The sequence below is a fragment of the Catenibacterium mitsuokai genome, from assembly GCF_025148785.1.
Lineage (GTDB): Bacteria > Bacillota_I > Bacilli_A > Erysipelotrichales > Coprobacillaceae > Catenibacterium > Catenibacterium mitsuoka.
Window position 1 is genome coordinate 1,832,365 of record NZ_CP102271.1, and the last position, 23,210, is coordinate 1,855,574.

The following is a 23,210-nucleotide window of genomic DNA, read 5'->3' on the forward strand; positions in this document are numbered from 1 at the left end:
TGTTTTCTCCTCTTATCTATATTTTTCTGAAATTTCGTTATTTGTATCTAAGCAGGCTTTTTCCATAGCCTGACGGTTGTTCTTTAATTTTTCACTTAATTCTGGATATTTGATTGCCATGATTTCAAGTGCTAACCAGGCAGCATTCTTAGCACCATCAATTGCAACTGTTGCAACTGGGATACCAGAAGGCATCTGAACAATTGATAATAAGGCATCCATTCCATCTAAACTTGCACCTTTAATTGGAATACCAATAACTGGTAACACTGTCATAGAAGCAACGACACCAGGTAAGGCAGCAGCCATACCAGCAGCTGTTAAGATAACATCTGTTCCATTGTTGTTGCATTCTTCTACAAATTCACTCAATGCACGATGTGCACGGTGTGCAGATAAAGCACGTACTTCAACATCTACGCCATATTCTTTTAATATAGCAATTCCTTTTTCTACCTTTGCTTCATCAGAGGCAGAACCCATAATTACTGCAGCTTTCATTTCAGTCCTCCATTATTTTCATTATGACTTTCATGATCTAGGTGCTCAGAGGCCTTTCACCTAAACTTGACCTCAATTATTAGAATAAACCAGTAATTTTACCTTCTTCATCAATGTCCATATTATTGGCAGCAGGTACTTTTGGTAAACCTGGCATACGCATAATATTTCCTGAAATAGCAACTAAGAATCCAGAACCAGTATTTGGAATCAAATCACTGATTGTTACCTTGAATCCTTCAGGACGTCCAAGTAAAGTAGGATCATCTGATAAAGAATACTGAGTTTTCGCAATACAGATTGGTAAATCACCTAAGCCCTGAGCAGTGAACTTCTTGATCTTGTTTGCCACCTTCTTAGTGAAGACAACATCATCTGCGCCATAAATTTCTTTGGCGATTGTCTTGATCTTTTCATCAATAGGCATATCTAATGAATAGATTGGTGCATAATGAGATTCTTCAGTATCAAGGATATTTAATAGCTTGTTAGCAAGATCAATGCCTCCTTCGCCACCCTTAGCCCATACTTCAGAAATAGATACTTCAACATTTAATTCCTTACACATATCATCTAATAGCTTTAATTCAGCTCCTGTATCTGTAGGGAAAGCATTAATAGCAACGATACAAGGTAAACCAAACTTCTTAATATTTTCAATATGTTTAGTTAAGTTACCAATACCCTTCTTTAATGCTTCAAGGTTTTCAGTACCTAATTCCTTCTTATTGACACCACCATGCATCTTTAATGCACGAACAGTCGCAACAATTACAACTGCATCTGGATTTAATCCAGCCTGACGACACTTGATATCTAAGAACTTTTCAGCACCTAAATCAGCACCAAATCCTGCTTCAGTAATTGCATAATCACCAAGCTTCATAGCAAGCTTCGTAGCCATAACTGAGTTACATCCATGAGCGATATTGGCAAATGGACCACCATGTACAAATACTGGAGTATGATCTAAAGTCTGTACAAGGTTAGGTTTGATGGCATCCTTTAATAATAAAGTCACAGCGCCAGTTGCATGAATATCATCAACAGTGACTGGTTCACCATCATAATTATAAGCAACAATCATTCTTGCTGCTCTTGCCTTTAAATCTTCAAGAGAAGTAGATAAACATAAGATACCCATGACTTCACTTGCAACACTAATATCAAAACCATCTTCACGAGGAACACCATTTGGTTTACCGCCTAAACCAACAACAATATGTCTTAAAGCACGATCGTTTAAGTCAACAACTCTCTTCCATACAATCTGTCTAGTATCAATATTCAAAGGGTTACCCTGCTGAATAGAGTTATCAAGCATTGCTGCAATCAAGTTATTTGCTGAAGTGATGGCATGAATATCACCTGTAAAATGAAGGTTGATATCTTCCATAGGAACAACCTGGGCATATCCTCCACCAGCTGCACCACCTTTAATACCAAAGCAAGGACCTAAACTTGGTTCACGCATTGCAACTACAGATTTCTTGCCTAACTGATGTAATGCCTGTGATAAACCGATCATTGTAGTTGTCTTACCTTCACCTGCAGGTGTTGGGTTGATTGCAGTTACAAGGATTAATTTACCATCTGGATTATTTTCAACTTTCTTGATAGTTTCCAAAGAGATTTTTGCTTTATATTTACCATATAATTCTAAATCATCTTCAGTCAGTCCAATCTTTTCAGCCACATTTTTAATTGGCTCCATGACTGTACTCTGTGCAATTTCTACGTCTGTTAACATTTTTTTGTTTTTCCTCTCTTTCAGGTTATTTTCTTTTAAAACAATTATATACTAATCCGGTACCTGCATGCTTCCATTTTTTTAAAAAAACAAAAAAAGAGCCTACTAAGTCCAGGACGTTGCCCAGACGGTCGGCTCTTCAAGAAATTATACTCCATGTGGTTAATTCCACTTCCGTCAGTCGTATAATACAGTTGTAGTTTATCAAATAACCTATTGTTTGACAAGCACAAATTTGATTAAATAGTGGCATAAGTTTATAATATAAAAACGGAGGTAATGACTATGTTTAAAGAAGTAGATATAAATACATTTGATTTAAAAATATTCAATAAATTGAATAAGGAATGGGCACTACTTAGTGCAGGTAATAAAGACGCATTTAATACTATGACTATTTCATGGGGCGAGATGGGTACATTATGGAATAAGCCAGTGATGACTTGTTTTGTAAGACCACAGCGTTATACAAAGGAATTTATAGATTCTAATGATAAGATGACTCTTTCATTCTTTAATGGAGAACATATGAAAGATTTAACAATACTTGGTAGAGAGTCTGGACGTGATGGAGATAAGATTGCGAAGACTGATTTAACACCTACTTTTATTGAAGGTCTTCCTACATTTGAAGAAGCAGACATTGTTGTTGTGGGAAAGAAACTCTATGAAGATACAATCAAGCCTGAATGTTTCTTAGATGAAACGCTTGTGGATAAGAACTATCCTAATAAAGATTTTCATACAATGTATATCTGTGAAGTTGAAAAGATCTATATGAAATAAGAGAAGCGCTAGTTCGCTTCTCTTTTTAGTTCATTATATTCTCTTATCTGGTTATATTCTTCGATTGTTTTCTTAATATCATTAAAGATATGTGGGTCAAGTGTCTTCTCTAGTTCATCTTCATCCACAAACTTATAATCTGTATGTTCAAATGAAATCTTAACTTGATCATTTGTAGGAATACACAAGAAACCAATACCCACTGTCTGATAATGTGGTCTAATAGCCGTAAATGTATAAACTGGCTTAATGATTTCAATATCAAGTCCTGTTTCTTCCTTTAATTCTCTTACTAATGCCTGGTGAGGATCTTCCCCGTATTCTAATCCCCCACCTGGTAATTCCCAATAACCAAGTCCATCTGATGAAGGTCTCACACGTTTCAAGATTAATGTCTTACCTTCATAAATCACAATACCTTTGACTGTAATATGAAACTGTATGTCTTTATTCTCCATATTCTTTTGCCCCCTTTTTACTATATTAGCACAACTCTTGAACGAACGTTACAAAAAGGTGCAGTATGTGTGTTTCAAATAATTCAAAAATTGTATATAATAGTCACTGAGGTGAATAAAATGATTGATTTCAAAGAAGAAGTATTAAAGCATAAAGATGAAATGCTGAAAGATTTAAAGGACTTATGTCTGATCCCTTCAACTCTTGATGAATCTACTGCGAAAGAAAATCAGCCATTTGGTGAAAACAACCGTAAAGCGCTTGATTTAATGCTTTCTATTGGTCAAAGAGATGGATTTGTTACTGATGATTGTGATGGATATGCTGGTTCTATTGATATTGGTGAAGGAGAAGACTGTTTTGGTATTCTTGGACACTTAGATGTTGTACCTACTGAAGGTCAGGAATGGGATTATCCAGAATATGATATGACTCTTGATGGAGATACACTCTATGGTCGTGGTGTGGCTGATGATAAGGGGCCTTTAATTGCCGCTTATTATGCTGCTAAGATTGTCAATGAACTTGATTTTGAAAAGAAGATGAAGGTTCGTATCATCTTTGGATGTAATGAAGAAAATGGTTCTCGCTGTATGCATTACTATTTCCAGCATCGTCCATATCCAAAGATGGGATTTACTCCAGATGCTGATTTCCCTGTTGTATATGGTGAAAAAGGTAACTGTCATTTCATCATCAAGGGGAAAACAGATGATGATAAGGTAATCTCTATTCATTCAGGACGTGTAGTGAATATCGTACCAGATCAGGCTAAAGCTGTATTAAAGGGTACTGACTATGAAGAATCATATAATGCATTCTTAAAAGAAAATAACTTCAAGGGTTCTTTAGAAGTTGTAGATGGTAACACACACTTATTCTTAAAAGGTAAGAGTGCCCATGCATCTCAGCCTCAGTTAGGTAATAATGCCGCAAGTAACCTATGTCATTATATTGCAAGTGTAACTGATAATAGCTACGCAAAATTCGTTGATGAATATTTATACAATGATTATTTAGGTGAAAAGTTCAATGTCGCATTTACTGGTGAAATGGGTGCTTTAACTGTTAACCTTGGTATCTTAGATTATGAAAATAATGAAGGTTCATTAACTCTTGATTTACGTCTTCCTCATGACTCAGACAATGATGAACTTGTTAAGAATGTAGATGAAGCTGTTAATAAGTATGGCTTGAGTGAAGAACATGATATTGGTCCTGCATTATATGTAGATCCTAATAGTGAATTAGTTCAGAAACTTCATGAATCATATGTACAGTTCACAAATGATCATGAACATGGTCCTCAGACTATCGGTGGTGGAACTTATGCAAAGAAAATGCCTAACTGTGTTGCTTTTGGTTGTGAATTCCCTGGCAAAAACCATCATATGCATGAAGAAAATGAATTAATTTCATTAGATGATTTATTAACTGCAGCTGCTATCTACGCTCAGTCTCTCTATAATCTTCTTAAAAAATAGTTGAATTCTATGTGCAACTCAAGTATAATTTGAGTTGCACAAAGTTGCGGCCGTGGTGGAATGGTAGACACGCAAGTTTGAGGGACTTGTGGACGTACGTCTGTGTGAGTTCAAATCTCATCGGCCGCACCATTAATTAAGATGAACTAGCTAGAGATAGCTAGTTTTTTATATTATGTGGAGGATTTTGTATGATTGATCATATGGAAATAAGAGGCGCAAAGGTACATAACTTAAAAAATATTGACGTTGATATTCCTCTAAATAAGATTGTCGCTATTTCTGGTGTATCAGGAAGTGGCAAGTCTTCTTTAGCATTAGGAGTCATCTATGCTGAAGGTTCTAGAAGATATCTAGAAGCATTATCTACTTATACAAGAAGACGAATCTCTCAAGGAGAAAAAGCCAAAGTAGATTCTATTAGATATGTTCCTAGTACTCTAGCATTACATCAAAGACCTAATATACCAGGCATTCGTTCTACTTTTGGAACACTGACAGAATTATTGAATTCTATTCGCTTATTATTTTCACGTTGTGGAGATTATTTATGTCCTAACGGACATAGAGTACCTGCGAGTACAAATGTAGCGAGAGGTGAAATGATTGAGTGTCCAATCTGCCACGAAAGATTTAATGGATTAAGTGCACAGGAGTATGCCTTTAATTCACAAGGCGCATGTCCTGATTGTCAGGGCACTGGTATTGTACAAACAATTAATATTGATTCTTTGATTCCTGATCCCCATCTAACTATTGATGAAGGGGCTGTGGCGCCATGGAATACACTCATGTGGTCATTGATGAAAGATGTCTGTCGCGCCATGGGTGTGCGTACTGATGTTCCTTTTGAAGAATTAACAGAAGAAGAGAAGCATATTGTATATGATGGACCAATGGTTAAAAAACATATTTTCTATCGTCCTAAGAATAAAGAGAGCGTGGAAGCAGGAGAATTAGATTTTACTTACTATAGTGCCAAAGCAACTGTCTTGAATGCATTAAAGAAGGTCAAGAACGAAAAGAATATGAAGCGTGTCAGTAAATTCCTTAAGGAAGAGACATGCCCGACTTGTCATGGCTCTCGTATTAATACACGTGCGAATTCTACATTGCTAGGTGGTAAGACTTTAACTGAAGTATGTGCGATGAGTTTAAAGGATTTAGCTGCATGGCTTCCACAGGTAATCAATACCCTTAATGATGATGTGAAAGAAATAGGTTCTAGTATTCTTGAAGAATTCATGATTAATGCGCATGCATTGCTGTCTTTAGGTCTTGGTTATTTGACTCTTGATCGTGCTTCTTCTACATTATCAACAGGGGAACTACAAAGAGTACAGCTTGCACGTACTGTAAAAAACAGAACGACAGGTGTTCTTTATGTTCTTGACGAACCTTCTATTGGACTACATCCTGCCAATGTAGATGGCTTGATTGCGATTATGAAAGAATTGATTAAGGATGGGAACTCTATTGTTTTGGTCGATCATGATACAAGAATTCTTAAAGAAGCGGATTATATGATTGAAATAGGGCCTGAAGCAGGTAAAAATGGTGGTTCTATAATTAGTCAGGGTACTATTGATGAAATCATTCAGGATAAGAATTCTATCATTGGACCTTATCTCAATGATTTACATCAAACTCTTGTAAGAAATAAGAAAGAGATTTTTAATGAGGGCTTTTTAAGACTTAAGACAGATACAATACATACTGTCAAACCACTGGATATTTCTATTCCTAAAGGAGTTCTTACTACAATTACTGGTATGTCTGGAAGTGGTAAGACAACATTGATTCTTGAATCGTTATATCCTGCTATAAAGGCTTCATTAAATCACGAAAGACTTCCTCAACATGTAAAAGAATTGGATGCATCATGGGTCAATAAGATTAATTTGATCGATGCGTCCCCTATTGGAAATAATGTCAGAAGTACTGTCGCAACTTATTCTGGTGTATTTGATCATTTAAGAAGATTGTATGGAAGATTAAGTGATCAATATAGTGCAGGTGATTTTTCTTATAATACAGGTAAGTTAAGATGTCCTGTATGTGAAGGTACTGGTACTATTTCTATGGATATACAGTTTCTTCCAGATATAGAAATGACTTGTGAACATTGTGATGGAACACGTTACAGCAATGATGTGGATTCTATAATGTACCATGGTTATTCTATTAAGGATGTGATGTCTCTTACTATCTTAGAAGCGTTAGATGTATTTAAAGAAAGTAAGAAGATTAAAGAAAAACTACAGGTTCTAGTGGATTTAGGAATTGGTTATTTGACTCTTGGTGAAGCAACACCTGCCTTATCTGGTGGAGAAGCACAAAGATTAAAACTGGCATCAGAAATAGGAAAAGTACAAGATGGAAGCATCTTTATCTTTGATGAACCTTCTATTGGATTACATCCATTAGATGTAGAGACACTACTTCGTGTATTTGATACTTTAATTCATCAAAAAGCGACTATTATTGTGATTGAACATGACTTAGATGTTATTAGAAATTCTGATTACATTATTGATATGGGACCCGAGGGCGGTCAACTTGGTGGAGAGATTATTGCGACGGGAACTGTGGAAGAAATTAAGCAGAATAAGCATAGTAAAATTGGAAAATACTTGTGAAAGGTTGTAACGAATATTTGAGCGTTACAGCTCTTTTTCATAGAAAAAAGAATATCAGAAATAATATCCGATATTCTTATTGCCATTCAATTTCTACATTTTTTTGATAATGTGCTAGTCCTATGCGAATCACTGTTCCACTTAATTCACTATCATATCTTCTACTGTCAATTTGATCTATCGCTGATTTTGCGAGTTGTTTCAAATCAACTGAACTATCATTTGTATACTTAAATTCTAGAATATATGATATTTGATTTTTCTTAGATTTTAGTATGATATCACATCTTCCCTTTCCTACTTCTCGATTACTGATTACTTCATACTCATTAGAAAGCCAGGCACACATTCCTAGCAGCATCATATGATAGCTATTTTCATCTTTCAAATCATGATAAGAAGGTAATGTGAGTAAAATCTTTCGATATCTATCTTCAAAATCATCTTTTTTGCAACGTTTTAATGAATTAAATAGTACTGTCAGATCTGTTTCAGTCGCTTTCAAATGATAGGCTGTAAGTTTTCTAAACTCTAATTGAACTTCTTGATTAGGAATTTTTATGATATACAGGCTATCTTGAATAGATATTGTTTTGTGTAATGTGAGATATCCAGCATTAACCAAAAGACCCCACAAGTTTTCTGTATTGTTTACTTCAAAAAAGCTCGTATCCATTTTTACAGTGGTTTCGAGTTTGCCATTTCGAATAAGCTCCTCATAGCCTCTCTCAAAAGCTTCATCACTGCTAGATATTGCTTTTTTAATCATTATATTACTGCTCGTATTCACCCAATAAGGCTCTAATACTTTTCTAGAAGCATAATTCAAGATAGACCATGGATTATAGATATCATGTTCTCCAAAATGATATCCATCATACATAGATTTCACTTCATCATTGAGTGATAAATCATAATATTCTAATGTTTGCTTCGTTTCTTCTTCTTTAAAGCCAAAGTATTGAGAATATTCTGGATCTTTTACTGTACATACAACCAGATTATTCAAATCGCTGAAGATGTTCTCTTTCGCTACTCTTTGAATACCAGTCATCATTGCATAATGTAGGCTCGTAGATGTCTTTAATGCATTATGAAGCAAGGAAGATAATCCCCCTCGCAACTCTTCATAATATCCTCCAACATGAGCTTCGATAAAAGGTGTGTCATATTCATCTATGAATACCATTACTTTTTTGTGATAGTATTTCTCTAATCGTTCCATCAAAAAAGAGAGTGCATCGGTAATATTATCTAGAAGTCCATCATTTTTTGTCATTAGCCCTTGTACAAGAGATTCATACTCGTTTTGTTCAAATACAGTCATTTTTTGTTCAAATACATGAGCATATCGATCATATTCTTTACGCAGTTGTAATTTAATTTCCTTTACAACATTCCATTTATCATTCTTCGCATTCGCAAACGAAATGAAGATTGTAGGATATTGATTCATTTCTGATATATACTCTGTTTCAACAATTTTTGTATCTTTGAATATTTCTTTAGAATCTTTAGTAATATCAAAGAATGAAGACATCATTGACATATTGATTGTTTTTCCAAACCTTCTAGGTCGAGTAATAAGAGTGACAGTACTTTTTCTCATTAAAAAATCATAAATCATCATACTTTTATCGATAAAAAAATAATTCTGATTCTTTAAGGTTTCATAATCTACTACTCCTAAAGGTATAGCTTTTCTCATATGGACACTCCTTTCTTTTCTACTATTATAACATAACTATCTAGTTGAATAAGCGATAAACTATCAAGTTGTACCTAGTCAATATAATATCTATTCTTTCCCTTGCTTTTCTTCCCATATTCTATCGCCTTTTTAGGACATTTCGCAATACATGCCATACAATGCGTACATTCCTTACCCCATACAGGACGATGATCCTTTATTTGTATATTTTCTAACGGACATAATTTCTCACATAATCCACATCCAATACATTCATCCGTACTATAGAAAGCATCTGCTTTCACAAAAAGTGGATAGAAAACTGTATTCACAATAGAAGATTGGAACTTGTCTTTCAATTGTAATGACATATTAGGAAAAGGTAAATGCTGATGGATATAGGAAACTGCTTGTTTAATAACAGAATCTGCCTGTTTAATAATCTTTTTGGCTTCATCATCTTCTGGTGTATTAAACATTGCGAGATAGTTTTCTGGCATAATGATTTCCATTGTACCTTTATAATTGAAACCCTTCTTCTCACATAGTTTTCTATTATAATGACCTGCATTGCCTATATTTCCCCCACAATCCATCACAAAATAGACTTCTTCAACATCCTTAAAAGCTGTCGAACGAATCCATTCTTCAACAATACGAGGTATTCTCCAGGCATAAGTGGGTACCACAAACACCAAAGTTCCTTGGATATTCTGTAAGCTATGATCATTATTTCTAATAAGTGTATTCATAAATAAATCCTTTTGTTTGTCATAGGCGGAAACCCACTGCCTTTAGGCGGTGAGAGGAGCCTCGTAAATCGTTATTTATTATCTCTGACTTTCAATATATTTTTGTATAGTTGCTGATGACACTTCTCCAATGCTGCAAGCAAAATAACCATATGGACAAATTTTTTTTCCTCCCAATACTGTCTTGATAAGACTGAACTATACTTTTGCCATAAGTGGTATGTTGTTTCCTGCTTTACAATTTTGACAATATCGCAAACTCTATCTGCTGTACCGTAACTTAATAAGAAATGTATATGGTCTTTGTCAGTTTCTATCGCAATAATTTCGTAGCGCCAGTATTAGTTATATGGAGAATCTCTTGTTTAGCATCATCGGCGATAGAATCTTTAAGTAGTTGGTTACGGTATTTGGTCACAAGGATTATATGTACTTTCAGGCTGTATTTTCGTCTGTTATGACGATTATATCTACTATCCACAGTTCACCTCAAAATATAGATGTTTCTCTATAAATTAGATATAATATATAGTGAAATATCTATGAAAGGAGTGCATCTATGGAACAGATGACTATTACAGCCAAAATTCAAATAATCGCAGCTGAAGCAGATAAGGTTTTGCTTGATGAAACTATGTCTGTTGATCGTAATGCCTGCAATTATGTTTCAGACTATGTATTCCGCACTCATGACTTAAAGCAGTTTTCACTTAATAAGGCTTTGTATTCTACTTTACGAGAAAAGTTTAACCTTAAATCGCAGATGGCGCAGTCTGTTCTGAAGACTGTTATCGCCAGATATAAGACCATTCTTGAAAATCAGAATGAGTGGATTAAACCATCGTTCAAAAAGCCTCAGTATGATTTGGTTTGGAACAGAGATTATTCCTTAACTCAAAACTGTTTTTCAATCAATACTCTTAATGGTCGTGTGAAGTTGTCTTATTTTTCAGATGGAATGTCTAAGTATTTCGATCATACGATTTATAAGTTTGGTACTGCCAGACTTGTAAATAAGCATGGTAAATACTATCTGCATATACCAGTTACCTATGAGGTTGAAGAAAGTAATATTACTGACATCTGTAACGTTGTAGGTATCGACAGAGGTATTAACTTTGTTGTTGCAACTTATGACAGCAAACATAACTCTGGATTTGTTAGTGGTAAAGCTATTAAGCAGAAACGCGCTAACTATTCCAAGCTTCGTAAAGAACTTCAAATGCGACATACGCCATCTTCAAGACGAAGATTGAAAGCTATCGGTCAGCGAGAAAACCGTTGGATGCAGGATATTAACCATCAGGTATCGAAGGCACTCGTTGAAAACAACCCAAAGCACACTCTCTTTGTATTGGAAGATTTGTCAGGTATTCGTAATGCTACAGAACGTGTTAAAACAAAATATCGTTATGTTTCTGTATCATGGTCTTTCTATGACCTTGAGCAGAAACTAATCTACAAAGCAAAACAGAATCAGTCTTCTGTTATTAAGGTAGACCCTCGCTATACAAGTCAGTGCTGCCCTTGCTGTGGACATGTTGAAAAGTCTAACCGCAATAAGAAGATACATCTGTTTACTTGCAAAAAATGTGGTTATAAATCTAATGATGACCGCATTGGAGCTATGAATCTGTATCGTATGGGAATAAACTATCTTGCAGATAGCCAAGTACCTAATACAGTTGTAACAGAGTAAACTCTGCTACAAAGGGTGCTGTCAACCACCCTATGATGTAACGCCACTTTAGATAGCAATATCTATTGGGGTTAAAGGTCGGAGGTGTAAACCGTTAGTACGACTGGGTAGTTGACACTTATATAATCTTCATTTAATTGTTGATGTAGTTCTCTTGCAATATATCGACTATTGCCTGTTCCTGTAAAATAATAAATCATTTGTGTACTCCTAGTTATATATGACTAACTTTCAATGTAATTTTTTAAAAAATGGTGTATACTTTATACAGAAAGAAGGTAAAAGAATGAAAAGAAAATGCTGGTGTGGTAGTCAGTTAGACTATCATGATTGTCATGAAGCTTTTGATAAAAAGCTTAAACAATATAAAAAACATGGTTATCTTATTCCTAATCATAAAATGATTAAGAATGAGAAGCAGATTGAAGCTATTAAAAGAGCAGCTGTTGTCAATAATGGTTTATTAGACTATATTGAAGAACATATTCAGATTGGTATGACAACACAGGATATTGATGATATGGCTGTAGCTTATACTTCAAGTCATGGTGGTTATTCTGCAGATTTAAATTATGAAGGATATCCTAAGAGTATCTGTACTTCTGTCAATGATGAAGTATGTCATGGTATTCCTGGAGATTATGTACTTCAGGATGGAGATATCATTAATGTGGATGCGACAACTGGAGTGAATGGCTATTATGCAGATGCTTCAAGAATGTTTATGCTAGGTCATGTATCAGAAGAAGCACAGCGTCTAGTAAAAGTGACTAAAGAATGTCTTGAAGAAGGTATGAAGGCTGTAAAGCCTTGGGAAAGTACTATTGCTGATATTGGTACAGCAATTGAAAAGCATGCCCATGCTAATGGATATAGTGTTGTAGAAGAGTTCTGTGGTCATGGTATTGGAAAAGCCATGCATGAGGATCCTTATGTATATCATTATACACCAAAAGAAAAGACTGTATTAATAGTTCCTGGAATGGTATTTACTATTGAACCAATGATTAACCAGGGAACACGTCATATCCATCTAGGTACTGATAATGACTGGACTGTTTATACAGATGATGGAAAACTATCAGCACAATGGGAACATACTCTTCTTGTGACAGAAGATGGTGTAGAAATCATTTCTAAATAGTTAAAAACATTGTAATATTAACCAGATATGAGAGAAGTCCTTATTTTTAAGGTCTTCTTTTTTGATCCAATAATAGATAGAACCAAAATCCCCAAACATGATATCTGTCTCTTTTGTACAGATAGAATTGCATTGGAATAAGAGAATCCATTCATGCTTGTGGGCTTGTATTTTCTTTTGATCCACTAATGTAATTGTATAAGAATTATCATATCCCTGATAGATTGTTTCACAATCACCTTCCATTTCATCTTGGATAATATCCGGATAACCTAGTAACTTGAAGTTATTTTCTTTAAGGAAATACGGGTTATATTTTCTACATATCTTTTGATAGTTCTTTTCATCTAGTCCATCTATTTCGCAGTATGTAGGAAAGCTCAACTGTTGTGATAAGTTTAATGAGAGTTCAGGAATAATGAATTCTTCATCTAAGTCTTTGGGATAGTCTCTTTCTTCTAAAATACTTAGATCAGGAAAATAATAGACTCTTGCACATCCTTGATCTTTTGCTTCTAGTCCTGCTGGCATTGTATGCAAATCATAGAAGAACAATAACAATCCTTTGGATGGAAGTAAATGATCCACGTCATAAAAAGAAGCTTCTTCTAGATTAATAGAAGCAACAAGTGTTAATGGTCTTTCTTCTACAATACCATCAAAGTCTTCTCCTGTATAATAAGGCCACACAAAATCTTTAGGTACAAGTGGTTTACCTCCCAGCTTACTAAAGTACTTATCAGGCTTTTTTTCTTTATACTGAAGATATATTTCATTTTTTGCATATTGTCTTATTTTTCTTGCATATTTCATCGTATTAAACATAGTCATCACCTACTTCAATTATAGTTTATCTCCCTTATCTTTACACTTAATTTTCATTTGACTTTTAAAAATTCAAGAAATATAATAACAAACGAACGAGTAGCAATTTTCTGCGTAAATCCAGTTTATGAACTCGTTTTTTTATTTATATAGATTAAAAAAGTGTGTAGCGAATCGCGTAAGTCCAGCTTATGGGATCACTGCACACTTTTTTATTAGCTAAAAAGGAGATTAAAATGACAGAAAACAACAAAATGAGAGAGATGCCTGTAAATCAGTTAATGATTCAATTAGGTATTCCGATGATCTTATCAATGGCTTTACAGGCTGTATATAATATTGTAGATAGTGCCTTTGTAGGGAATATGCGTACAGGCAGTGAAGCTGCACTCAATGCATTAACACTTGTATTCCCTGTACAGATGTTGATGGTGGCGATTGGTATTGGGACAGGTGTAGGGACAAATGCCCTTCTTGCAAGAACATTAGGAGAAAACAACAGAAAGAAAGCATCAAAAGTAGCGGGTAATAGTCTTTTCTTGGCCTGTATTATTTATATATTATGCTTATTATTTGGTATCTTTGGTGTTAAGGCATATATTGCATCACAAACAGTCAATAAAGAAGTACTTACTATGGGTATCAGCTATTTAAGAATATGCTGTATAGTGTCTTTTGGAATTGTCTTCTTCTCTATATTTGAGAAGCTTTTACAGGCAACAGGACGTTCTCTTTATTCTACTATTGGACAGGTAGCAGGTGCAGTTATCAATATTATTCTTGATCCTATTATGATTTATGGGTTAGGTCCTTGTCCTGAATTAGGTGTAAAAGGAGCAGCTTATGCCACTGTCATTGGACAGGTTGTCTCTGCATTACTTCTACTTATATTCCATATGAAATTAAATAAAGAGTTTGATCATGATCTTGTATATATGACACCTAATACCACTATTATTAAACAGATTTATACAATTGGTCTTCCTGCCATTATTGCCCAGGCACTTATGTCTATTATGGTTTATGCAATAAATCTTATTCTCAAGTTCAATCCTTCGGCCCAGACAGCATATGGATTATTCTATAAAGTACAGCAATTTGTCTTATTCCTCGCCTTTGGATTACGTGATGCCATTACTCCTATTATCGCATTTGCTTATGGTATGGGAAAGAAAAAGAGAATTGAAGATGGTATTAAATATGGTTTAATTTATACATGTGTACTTATGATCATTGGTATCGCAATAACTGAATTCTTCCCTGGCTCTTTTGCAACATTATTCAACGCAGATGCATCACGTAATTATTTTATCAGTGCGATGAGAGTTATTTCTATTAGTTTTATCTTTGCAGGTATTAATATAGCCTTCCAAGGGATTTATCAGGCATTAAATGGTGGTATGGAATCACTTATTATTTCATTATTAAGACAAATGATTATTATCCTGCCTCTTGCTTATATATTCTCTCTACTAGTAAGAAATGGGCAGATGAGTGTAACACTAATCTGGTGGGCTTTTCCTATTACTGAATTCCTTTCATGTTTAGTAGGTATAAAACTATTAAAAGGGATTAAACAAAAACTATTTTTGAATACCCACAAACCACAGGTTAGTGAAAATTAAATTTCATAAGCACCGATTAAACGGCGTTCATGAAGCTGAACCGGACACACGAAATTTCCATCTGTTCTATAATTAGATTAGAAATCAGATGGAGGTATAATCATATGTCAAACAAAGTATTAAAGCCTAAGAAAGCTTCTCTTTATCAGTTCACTCAGAAATATTCCAACAATATTGATAACTGCATTGAATTCTTCAAATCCATGAAATGGCCTGAAGGCTTTTCATGTGACCGTTGTGGCTGTCATAAGTATTACCTAGTCAAGCGTGTAGGAAAGACCAAGACTTCATATGTTCTTGAATGCAGCTCATGCCATAAGCAGCATTCACTGCTTTCAGGCACTATTTTTCAGAGTTGCAAGCTTGATCTATACAAGCTTCTGTTAGGTATCTTCCTTTTCTTCAATAAAAATAAAGGAATCAGTGCAGTAGATTTATGTTCAATACTAGACGTTAACTATAAGACTGCACTTCTTCTTGAAAACAAGTGTAGAATTCTTATGTCACTAAGCAATTCAGACAAGCTGCTCAACAGCCTTTTCTATGAGGCAGATGTCTTTAATATTGGCGCAAAATTCAAGAATAAAGCGGGTCGTGCAAGTGAACAGCAACCTGTTTTGGGCATTCTATCTACAGATAAAGAGAATAACTATCCCCGGTTTATTAAGTTAAGACTCATCAATGATTATACTGGTCTGTCACTTAAGAAAAACATAGAACAGTGCTGTGTATTATCACATGCTGCATTGCTTAATACTGATGGCGAGAAAGGCTTTAATACATTAGGCACAGAAATACAGGTAAAGAACGAGAAAATCAGCTATGAAGAAAAGAATCATAGACTACTCTGGTTAAATATAATAATTGGTAATATTAAAAATAATATTACTGGGATATATCATGGAATAACTAAAAGAGAGATGCCTTTATTCCTGAATGAACAGGAGTATAGATTTAACCATAGAAATATGGGAAAGACTGTTATGGATAAAATCAAGAAGTACCTGCAGAAATCATTTCCTATCAGTCATAGGCAGATAGTCTATATCCTGAATATTTCTGCTCCACACTTCTCTTAAATCGTCACCTGTAGATTATGGGTATTCAAAAAACTATTTAAAGCTTAATAAAAAATCTTCTTTACGTCATATGTAAAGAAGACTTTTTTTATTTCACCATTGAGAATGCAAATACCACAACACCTAATATAACTAGGATAATACCTGTCACTCTATTTAATGTTTCTGGAGTGGCTTTATTCGCAAATCGCGCCGCAATTCTTGCCCAGATGAATGTAAAGATAACACATAGAATCCATACACCCCAGTCAGGTGTCCCACCAATCGCAAAATGGGATACAGCACCTGTTAAGGCAGTGAATGTCATAATAAAGACACTTGTTCCTACTGCTGTTTTAAGTTCATAACCTAATACAGAAGTAAGAATAAGAAGCATCATCATACCTCCACCTGCACCAATGAAACCACAGATAAAGCCAATAATAACACCACAGATGACTGACTGAATGGCTCTTTTTTGAGGAGAGACTGCTTCCATAGATTCTTTTGTTGTCATAACTGGTCTAAGAATAAACTTTATTCCAAGAAGCATTGTCATAAAGACTGAGAAATTACCCATAGTAGCTGCTGGTACTAAACTAGAGATATAGCTTCCTACTACTGTAAAGCATAATACAGAAACCATCATGATTAAACCGTTTCTAATATCTAGATTCTTGTTTTTACCATATTCATATGCTGAAGCCGCACTGGCAAGTACATCTGAAGATAAGGCAATTCCTACAGCCATATAAGGCTTCATTCCTAAGAAAGTAATCAACATTGGACTTATAACAGCTGCAGCACTCATACCTGCAAAACCAGTACCTAGTCCTGCCCCCATACCCGCAAAGAATGTAACAAGAATAGTCATTAACACTGTCATATTATTGATCCTCCAATATCCTATCAAGATTATCTTCCATGATTTCCATACCTTTAAATAATATTTCTTTCATAGAATCATCCATGTTATTAAATAATGTATCTTTAAAATCTTTCTGAACTAAGCGTCCTTTTTCTATAATAGAATCTGCTTGAGAAGTACATACGAGTTCTGTCTTTCGGCGATCTCCTGCCACTTCTCTTCTTTCTAGATACCCTTCTTTTACAAGCTTATCTACATTTATAGAAACAAGATTGGCTTTAATTTTTCTTACTTCTACAATATCTCTTGCTGTCTTATATTGAGGATTATTCGATAAAAACATCAATATATCAAAAGCTGTTTGTGGTAATTTGATTTTCTGACATAGTGGTTTACACATTACACTATATGCATGAGCCATTTTATTTGGAAACTCTATATTAAAATACATGCTCTTACCTTCTTTCATATTTGGATAGTTCATATATGAACTATTATAATCTTATGCGATAAGAAGTCAATAAAAAAGACTGCGAGTGCAGTCTTTAAGATACTTCCTTATGATGATTCATTGCTTCTATAACTTCTTGTTTTTTTACTTCATAAGCATGACCTGTATGCTCATTTAAAATATCCAGTGCTTTCTGATAGTGACCTTTTCTTACATAGTAATCAACATAATTGACTTGTACTGCTTCACTATCTGCATACTGACTTAAATAATCAAGAATCACTGATTCTTCTTTACCTGATTCTATAAGTAAATCCAAACCATATTTTGTCCAACGTTCATAGATAAACTTTTGGAGTTCTCTGTCATCATAAAGAGAGGAATAGAGAATCTTCTGATGAATAAGATTAAACTTCAAATCATAGAACTGCTTACTATCAAAATCATTTAAGAGTACTGAATCAATCATACTTTCATAAAATGGCATGCAGCAGTCACTATAAAGTTCCTTCACTGCATTAAAGGCTTCTTCTTGAGACGGATAGATGTTTATAAGTTGTCTCAAATACTCATGGACATCTTTAAGAAAGTCATAGACTTCTTTCTTCGGATCTAAACATGTGACTTTACTTAATGTGCAGGCAATAAGCGCATGCGCTGTCTGGTAATCACGTATTGATATAAGTTTACTTAAAGAGATACGAAGATACTTTTTCAACTTCTTTAAAAGTGTTGGTATATGATCTTCATTATCATCTATCAGTTCTACTAGATAGTCTAAGTATTTATCTTGAATTGTCGTTGTTTCAATAAGATCAATAAAGCGTTGCTGTAAAGACTCATTAAATCTCATTTCATTAAACAAGAGCTGTTCTAATTGATCTCTTGGAAGTGTATGAATACGTTCTTTGAGTTCTTTTATAAACTCGATATCTAGTTTTGCCTTGATATCATCATAATTTTCATAATCACTACATGCAAGTAATACAGCTGCCATATGCTTACAATGATGTCCTTTATTAGCATAAGGACAATCACAATACATACCAGTGACCTGTTTATCCTTTAAATCTATTGTGACATGATAATCTTCTGATCCTTCTACTACCGCCGCAATACCATAAGGCTCCTGGTAAAGCTTCTTGACCTTCTCTTTATTAAAGTAATCATAACCGCGTTTTAAGATGACATCTGTAAACTGATCTGCCCAATCTATTATATTAAGATTTAAACAAGGTGAAATCTCCTTTTTCATCTTAAGTAAATCTTCATCTTCTTGATAATACTTTAATCCAAGTTCTACGACTTCAAGCGCTTTATTATCATTTCTATTTTCTAGACATGCATTCGCATATTGAATAAACACTGGTGGATAATTATGATATGTATCAAGGAAATGAAGAATGTCCTGATGGGAATGACGTGCTTCCTGCAACATCTTTAATCCTATGTATATCCAGCGAGAGTATTGCATACGTCCATTCCAGTTATCTTTCAAAGCATCACTACCTAGAATCATATGATTCACAATACGATACTTGTCTTCATATAATTCTGTTTCATTAAAACATTCTAGAAAGACTTCAGTGAGATATTCTTCATCTTCTTTCTCATACTTATGAAAATGGTATTCTCTTTCAAATACATCTAATAAAGTCTTCTTATTATGACTGCAAGAAACGATTGTTTTTAAATCATTCTTAAGTTCTTCTAAGATATCATCTTTTTCTTCAGGTATAGATGAAATGAGATAGAATGTTTCAAATACCAAATTAAGTGATCCAAGAGAGTCTTCGGTTATTGTAGGAAGAACTGAGCGTTTATAGGAAATGAGTTTATTGATCATCTCTTTATAGCTTCGACTCTCTGTAATAATATCTCTGATTACAGACTTGTACTTTTCATCAGTATCGGCTTCTTGAAAATCATGGAACTGATATGTTTGTTTAGGATCATAGGCATAAAGAAGTGCTGCAATATGTTCACAATATTCATCTTCATTTTCACAGCTGCAATCCATATCTTCTATCATTCCATCACGTAAATAAACAATAGAGTAATAGTCATCATCGTCAAATATGCTTCCTTTGATTGCATATTCATTATGTTGAATGTCTTCTACTGCACCTCTTTGGTAGAGTTCATATCCTCTCTTTAATGTTCTTGGAGTGAACAATTGATTCCATCTTATCTTATCCATAAATGTACCTCTCTTAGAATCAATTATAGCACACTTAATTCATCTTTCTTCTTCAATATACGATATGCGGTTAAACAAATAATCACTGATAATAATGATCCTAAAGGAGCGGCAAGTCCCATTGGAAATAAGTTGTGAGGATACATTATAGAAGCAATATAAGAACCTGGTACTCTGACTAATGAAATAGCAATAATATTGTGAATAAAGCCAATATAGCTCTTTCCATCTGCTGCAAAGTAACCACTAAAGCTAAAGTGAATCCCTGCAAATATTGTATCAATAATATAAGAACTGATATATTGTACACCTAGTAAGATTACTGTAGTATCTTTAGTAAATAATCCAAGAAGTGTAGGTGCGGCACATTCTACAATCAAAGCAACAATGATTCCATAAAGAGTAGTAATTATAACCGCATATTTTAATACTGTACGAGCACGTCCGTAGTCTTTGGCACCGATATTTTGTGCAGATAAAGCTGATACAGTCGCAAGCATTGTAGAAGGAATAATAAAAATAGCAGTGATCATCTTTTCTACAATACCTACTGCAGCAGCATCATTTAATCCACGACTATTCGCAATAATAGTAATTATCATAAAAGCAATCTGAACACATCCATCCTGTATTGCGACAGGAAAGCCTACTTTTAGAATATGTTTAAATACCTGAGATTGAAGATGAAGGTCTTCTTTTTTGATATGAATGTCAGAAGTACGATATTTCATCGAGATGAGTGCGATAATAACACTCACGCTTTGTGACACAGTAGTTCCAAGTGCTGCCCCTATCGGTCCCATATGACATAATCCAATAAAGATATAGTCTAAGATAATATTTAATAAACAGGCAATCGCAATAATATACATAGGGCTTTTTGAGTCTCCTAAGCCTCTATATATAGAACTGATGATGTTATAGGCGGTGATGAAAGGAATTCCTATAAAACATATTACAAGATACTGTACAGTTCCAGTCATTGCTTCTTGTGGAACATTGAGTAATACGACAAGTGGTTTTACAAAAATAAGCAACAGAAGAGTAGAAATGATAGAAATGCATGCAAAGAGTGTAATCGTATTGCCTATTGTTTTTTCTACGAGTTTATGTTTCTTCGCCCCTACCGCATGACTAATAGAAACAGTAACCCCCATAGCCAGTCCGACAAGAATTGCTGTCAACATATGCATGACCTGACTGCCATTAGAAACAGCTGTAATACCATCTACCGCATTAAATTGCCCAATGATAAATAAATCAGCCATACCATAGAGTGTCTGTAAGAAATAAGATAAAAGATATGGAATCGCAAAAAATGCGATATGTTTTAATATATTTCCTGATGTAACGTTATTTTCCATATAAGTCCCCCTTTGTAATCTGAATAGTATCATTAGGTTATATACTATGTAATTGCAAAAGTCAATAAAAAAATATAGGTTTTCCAACGCCCATTTGTTGTCTTTTACCTATATTTTTATTTTATCTCAGCAATAATAGTCACACATTTACAAGAAGATATATAGTGACTTTGTCATGACTCGATTTCTATAAGTTCATAATCTCTAGAACCATATCCTAATGCTTCTGCTGCTTCAATAGTATGAACACCATTTCTTGATTCAATACGTTCAATAAGATGTTCTTTACCTGGATCTTCTGAAGCATAGACAAGGTCTAAACATGCCTGATCAATAGCAATAGGATCAGTAGAAATCAAAATACCAATATCTTTCATACATGGATCTTCTGCCACTGCACAGCAGTCACAATCGACTGACATATTTTTCATCACATTGATATATACAATATTATCTTTAAAATAATTATGAACAGATGATGCAGCATCAGCCATAGACTCTAAGAATAAATCATGATTTGCTGTCCATATATCTTCCGGAACACCTGCACCATGTATATATGCTTTGCCATAAGAAGATGCACAACCAATAGAAAGCTGCTTTAAAGCACCTCCATATCCTCCCATTGGATGTCCTTTAAAATGTGATAAGACAAGCATGCCATTATAGTTTGCAATATCTTTTCCAACATAGTTTTTTTGTATCACTTTACCACCTAGAATATCTAATACAAGATCTGGTCCTTCCGCATCTAATAAATCAACATCAAAGTATCGAGACCATCCATGTTTTTCAATTGTCTTTAGATGTTTTTCTGTTGTATTTCTTGATCCTTCGTAAGCTGTATTACATTCTACAACTGTCCCATCAAGATGTCGGATTATAGGAGCCCAGAACTCAGGTGTTAAGAAATTCTGATTTCCTTCTTCTCCTGAATGTAACTTAATCGCAATATGACCTGTTAATTCTTTTCCTAACTCTTCATACATAGTAAGAACCATTTCCGGAGAAATTGTACGTGTAAATAATACTTTTGATTTCATTTATATCACCTCTCTAAAAAAATTGTAACGTTAAACCAAGGTTTAAGGTCAAGAATTATTGAATCACGTTCTATTATTTCTTATACTATTAAAGAGGTGATTCGATGACTTATACAATTAAGCAGGTATCTGAAATGATGTCTTTACCTGTTTCTACTATTCGTTATTATGATAAGATGGGTCTCATTCCTTTCTTAGAAAAGAATGAATCAGGTTATCGTATTTTTAAAGAAAAAGATATTTCTATGCTGCGTATTATTGAATGTTTCAAGAATACAGGTATGAGTATTTCTGAAATGCAACAATATGTAGAAATGGTGAAACGTGGTGATGAATCATTAGAAGAACGTTATCAACTCTTTGTGAGAAGAAAAGAGATTGTATTAGAAGAAATGCGACAGTTAGAAAAACAACTAGAAACAATTGATCATAAACTCTGGTATTATGAAACTGCCATAAAAGCAGGTACAGAAGATATTCATAAAAAATAATCCTCTCGTGTTACAGAGAGGATTTTTTGTATGGAGTTATTCTCCTTCTATTTCTTTAATTAAACATTCATTGCCTTGCACTAAGACAGTATTCCCACTATGACAATAAGGACATTCTCTGCCATAATCGATTGTAGAATAAGTATTTTGACAGTTATGGCAGATTGTAATAGCTTCAATCCATTCATAATCAAGTGTGGAATACTTAAGCAATGGCACTTTCTTCTTATAATATTCCCAGCAGTCTACTAAATAGTCCGGTTCAATACCACTGACCTTGCCTATCTGTAAAATGACCTTGCGGATATCTGTGAGGCTGTTTTCCTGTGCGACATCTTCTAATGTTCTGACAATATGTACGACAATACCTAATTCATGCAT

20 protein-coding genes, 1 tRNA gene, 1 pseudogene and 1 riboswitch are annotated in these 23,210 nt (G+C 34.3%); of the genes and pseudogenes, 9 read left to right on the plus strand and 13 right to left on the minus strand.

What is annotated here, in order from left to right; genetic code table 11:
- Positions 1 to 12: 12 nt before the first annotated feature.
- On the minus strand, positions 13 to 501 hold the full coding sequence (purE, locus tag NQ499_RS09605; RefSeq protein ID WP_006506993.1) for a 5-(carboxyamino)imidazole ribonucleotide mutase: 489 nt from the start codon (positions 499 to 501) through the stop codon (positions 13 to 15).
- Between the two features lie 79 nt (positions 502 to 580).
- On the minus strand, positions 581 to 2,251 hold the full coding sequence (locus NQ499_RS09610) for a formate--tetrahydrofolate ligase (protein WP_006506994.1): 1,671 nt from the start codon (positions 2,249 to 2,251) through the stop codon (positions 581 to 583).
- 114 nt (positions 2,252 to 2,365) lie between these two features.
- Positions 2,366 to 2,446, minus strand: a riboswitch (ZMP/ZTP riboswitch).
- A gap of 90 nt (positions 2,447 to 2,536) precedes the next feature.
- On the opposite strand from NQ499_RS09610, the gene NQ499_RS09615 reads away from it, so the two are divergent.
- Positions 2,537 to 3,037, plus strand: a complete 501-nt coding sequence (locus tag NQ499_RS09615; protein WP_006506995.1) for a flavin reductase — start codon at positions 2,537 to 2,539, stop codon at positions 3,035 to 3,037.
- An 8-nt stretch (positions 3,038 to 3,045) separates the two neighbouring features.
- Here the strand turns inward: NQ499_RS09615 and NQ499_RS09620 are convergent, their stop codons facing one another.
- Entirely contained in the window at positions 3,046 to 3,495 is a 450-nt protein-coding gene (locus NQ499_RS09620) for an NUDIX hydrolase (RefSeq protein ID WP_006506997.1), read from the minus strand.
- A gap of 120 nt (positions 3,496 to 3,615) precedes the next feature.
- Between NQ499_RS09620 and pepV the strand changes: the two genes are divergently transcribed.
- From pepV to NQ499_RS09635, 3 genes are all read left to right on the plus strand, one after another.
- Positions 3,616 to 4,980 carry a dipeptidase PepV gene (pepV, locus tag NQ499_RS09625; protein ID WP_040390228.1) on the plus strand — a complete coding sequence of 455 codons (1,365 nt, stop codon included), beginning with the start codon at positions 3,616 to 3,618 and terminating at the stop codon, positions 4,978 to 4,980.
- 46 nt (positions 4,981 to 5,026) lie between these two features.
- Positions 5,027 to 5,112: transfer RNA gene (locus NQ499_RS09630), tRNA-Leu, on the plus strand.
- 59 nt (positions 5,113 to 5,171) lie between these two features.
- Entirely contained in the window at positions 5,172 to 7,619 is a 2,448-nt protein-coding gene (locus NQ499_RS09635; protein WP_006506998.1) for an excinuclease ABC subunit UvrA, read from the plus strand.
- Between the two features lie 76 nt (positions 7,620 to 7,695).
- Here NQ499_RS09635 and NQ499_RS09640 read toward each other — a convergent pair whose 3' ends face one another.
- From NQ499_RS09640 to tnpA, 3 genes and pseudogenes are all read right to left on the minus strand, one after another.
- Positions 7,696 to 9,327, minus strand: a complete 1,632-nt coding sequence (locus NQ499_RS09640; RefSeq protein ID WP_006506999.1) for an AAA family ATPase — start codon at positions 9,325 to 9,327, stop codon at positions 7,696 to 7,698.
- Positions 9,328 to 9,401: 74 nt separating this feature from the next.
- Positions 9,402 to 10,061 carry an EFR1 family ferrodoxin gene (locus NQ499_RS09645; protein ID WP_006507000.1) on the minus strand — a complete coding sequence of 220 codons (660 nt, stop codon included), beginning with the start codon at positions 10,059 to 10,061 and terminating at the stop codon, positions 9,402 to 9,404.
- Positions 10,062 to 10,139: 78 nt separating this feature from the next.
- A pseudogene (gene tnpA / locus NQ499_RS13695) lies at positions 10,140 to 10,542 on the minus strand (IS200/IS605 family transposase).
- 78 nt (positions 10,543 to 10,620) lie between these two features.
- On the opposite strand from tnpA, the gene NQ499_RS09655 reads away from it, so the two are divergent.
- Positions 10,621 to 11,760, plus strand: coding sequence for a transposase (locus tag NQ499_RS09655; RefSeq protein ID WP_259848491.1), 1,140 nt, complete (start codon positions 10,621 to 10,623; stop codon positions 11,758 to 11,760).
- A gap of 286 nt (positions 11,761 to 12,046) precedes the next feature.
- Positions 12,047 to 12,904 (plus strand): type I methionyl aminopeptidase, encoded by an 858-nt coding sequence (map, locus tag NQ499_RS09660; RefSeq protein ID WP_040390289.1) that lies wholly within the window; start codon positions 12,047 to 12,049, stop codon positions 12,902 to 12,904.
- On the opposite strand, the gene NQ499_RS09665 is transcribed toward map, so the two are convergent.
- A complete protein-coding gene (locus tag NQ499_RS09665; RefSeq protein WP_006507214.1) occupies positions 12,905 to 13,729 on the minus strand; it encodes a YwqG family protein in 825 nt (274 codons plus the stop codon).
- A gap of 236 nt (positions 13,730 to 13,965) precedes the next feature.
- Between NQ499_RS09665 and NQ499_RS09670 the strand changes: the two genes are divergently transcribed.
- Both NQ499_RS09670 and NQ499_RS09675 read left to right on the plus strand, forming a co-directional pair.
- Complete coding sequence (locus tag NQ499_RS09670) at positions 13,966 to 15,354, plus strand: MATE family efflux transporter (protein ID WP_040390287.1); 1,389 nt, start codon at positions 13,966 to 13,968, stop codon at positions 15,352 to 15,354.
- A gap of 104 nt (positions 15,355 to 15,458) precedes the next feature.
- A complete protein-coding gene (locus NQ499_RS09675; RefSeq protein ID WP_259848492.1) occupies positions 15,459 to 16,433 on the plus strand; it encodes an IS1595 family transposase in 975 nt (324 codons plus the stop codon).
- A gap of 88 nt (positions 16,434 to 16,521) precedes the next feature.
- On the opposite strand, the gene NQ499_RS09680 is transcribed toward NQ499_RS09675, so the two are convergent.
- The 5 genes from NQ499_RS09680 to NQ499_RS09700 all read right to left on the minus strand — a co-directional run bounded on the left by NQ499_RS09680 (position 16,522) and on the right by NQ499_RS09700 (position 22,338).
- Positions 16,522 to 17,298, minus strand: a complete 777-nt coding sequence (locus NQ499_RS09680) for a sulfite exporter TauE/SafE family protein (protein ID WP_006505084.1) — start codon at positions 17,296 to 17,298, stop codon at positions 16,522 to 16,524.
- Between the two features lies 1 nt (position 17,299).
- A complete protein-coding gene (locus NQ499_RS09685) occupies positions 17,300 to 17,731 on the minus strand; it encodes a MarR family winged helix-turn-helix transcriptional regulator (RefSeq protein WP_040389713.1) in 432 nt (143 codons plus the stop codon).
- A gap of 94 nt (positions 17,732 to 17,825) precedes the next feature.
- Positions 17,826 to 19,931 carry an SWIM zinc finger family protein gene (locus NQ499_RS09690; protein ID WP_006505082.1) on the minus strand — a complete coding sequence of 702 codons (2,106 nt, stop codon included), beginning with the start codon at positions 19,929 to 19,931 and terminating at the stop codon, positions 17,826 to 17,828.
- Positions 19,932 to 19,954: 23 nt separating this feature from the next.
- Positions 19,955 to 21,295, minus strand: a complete 1,341-nt coding sequence (locus tag NQ499_RS09695; RefSeq protein ID WP_006505081.1) for an MATE family efflux transporter — start codon at positions 21,293 to 21,295, stop codon at positions 19,955 to 19,957.
- A gap of 173 nt (positions 21,296 to 21,468) precedes the next feature.
- Positions 21,469 to 22,338 carry a DUF362 domain-containing protein gene (locus NQ499_RS09700; protein WP_006505080.1) on the minus strand — a complete coding sequence of 290 codons (870 nt, stop codon included), beginning with the start codon at positions 22,336 to 22,338 and terminating at the stop codon, positions 21,469 to 21,471.
- A gap of 104 nt (positions 22,339 to 22,442) precedes the next feature.
- Here NQ499_RS09700 and NQ499_RS09705 point away from each other — a divergent pair, with 104 nt between their 5' ends.
- The gene (locus tag NQ499_RS09705; protein ID WP_006505079.1) at positions 22,443 to 22,829 is read left to right on the plus strand and encodes a MerR family transcriptional regulator; all 387 of its coding nucleotides are present in this window, start codon (positions 22,443 to 22,445) and stop codon (positions 22,827 to 22,829) included.
- A gap of 36 nt (positions 22,830 to 22,865) precedes the next feature.
- On the opposite strand, the gene NQ499_RS09710 is transcribed toward NQ499_RS09705, so the two are convergent.
- Entirely contained in the window at positions 22,866 to 23,210 is a 345-nt protein-coding gene (locus NQ499_RS09710; RefSeq protein ID WP_006505078.1) for a hydrogenase maturation nickel metallochaperone HypA, read from the minus strand.

Excerpts from the sequence above, each read along its gene's own strand:
- purE (WP_006506993.1), bottom strand. The coding sequence starts at position 501 with ATGAAAGCTGCAGTAATTATGGGTTCTGCCTCTGATGAAGCAAAGGTA.
- NQ499_RS09610 (WP_006506994.1), bottom strand. The coding sequence starts at position 2,251 with ATGTTAACAGACGTAGAAATTGCACAGAGTACAGTCATGGAGCCAATT.
- NQ499_RS09615 (WP_006506995.1), top strand. The coding sequence starts at position 2,537 with ATGTTTAAAGAAGTAGATATAAATACATTTGATTTAAAAATATTCAAT.
- NQ499_RS09620 (WP_006506997.1), bottom strand. The coding sequence starts at position 3,495 with ATGGAGAATAAAGACATACAGTTTCATATTACAGTCAAAGGTATTGTG.
- pepV (WP_040390228.1), top strand. The coding sequence starts at position 3,616 with ATGATTGATTTCAAAGAAGAAGTATTAAAGCATAAAGATGAAATGCTG.
- NQ499_RS09635 (WP_006506998.1), top strand. The coding sequence starts at position 5,172 with ATGATTGATCATATGGAAATAAGAGGCGCAAAGGTACATAACTTAAAA.
- NQ499_RS09640 (WP_006506999.1), bottom strand. The coding sequence starts at position 9,327 with ATGAGAAAAGCTATACCTTTAGGAGTAGTAGATTATGAAACCTTAAAG.
- NQ499_RS09645 (WP_006507000.1), bottom strand. The coding sequence starts at position 10,061 with ATGAATACACTTATTAGAAATAATGATCATAGCTTACAGAATATCCAA.
- NQ499_RS09655 (WP_259848491.1), top strand. The coding sequence starts at position 10,621 with ATGGAACAGATGACTATTACAGCCAAAATTCAAATAATCGCAGCTGAA.
- map (WP_040390289.1), top strand. The coding sequence starts at position 12,047 with ATGAAAAGAAAATGCTGGTGTGGTAGTCAGTTAGACTATCATGATTGT.
- NQ499_RS09665 (WP_006507214.1), bottom strand. The coding sequence starts at position 13,729 with ATGTTTAATACGATGAAATATGCAAGAAAAATAAGACAATATGCAAAA.
- NQ499_RS09670 (WP_040390287.1), top strand. The coding sequence starts at position 13,966 with ATGACAGAAAACAACAAAATGAGAGAGATGCCTGTAAATCAGTTAATG.
- NQ499_RS09675 (WP_259848492.1), top strand. The coding sequence starts at position 15,459 with ATGTCAAACAAAGTATTAAAGCCTAAGAAAGCTTCTCTTTATCAGTTC.
- NQ499_RS09680 (WP_006505084.1), bottom strand. The coding sequence starts at position 17,298 with ATGACAGTGTTAATGACTATTCTTGTTACATTCTTTGCGGGTATGGGG.
- NQ499_RS09685 (WP_040389713.1), bottom strand. The coding sequence starts at position 17,731 with ATGTATTTTAATATAGAGTTTCCAAATAAAATGGCTCATGCATATAGT.
- NQ499_RS09690 (WP_006505082.1), bottom strand. The coding sequence starts at position 19,931 with ATGGATAAGATAAGATGGAATCAATTGTTCACTCCAAGAACATTAAAG.
- NQ499_RS09695 (WP_006505081.1), bottom strand. The coding sequence starts at position 21,295 with ATGGAAAATAACGTTACATCAGGAAATATATTAAAACATATCGCATTT.
- NQ499_RS09700 (WP_006505080.1), bottom strand. The coding sequence starts at position 22,338 with ATGAAATCAAAAGTATTATTTACACGTACAATTTCTCCGGAAATGGTT.
- NQ499_RS09705 (WP_006505079.1), top strand. The coding sequence starts at position 22,443 with ATGACTTATACAATTAAGCAGGTATCTGAAATGATGTCTTTACCTGTT.
- NQ499_RS09710 (WP_006505078.1), bottom strand. The coding sequence starts at position 23,210 with ATGCATGAATTAGGTATTGTCGTACATATTGTCAGAACATTAGAAGAT.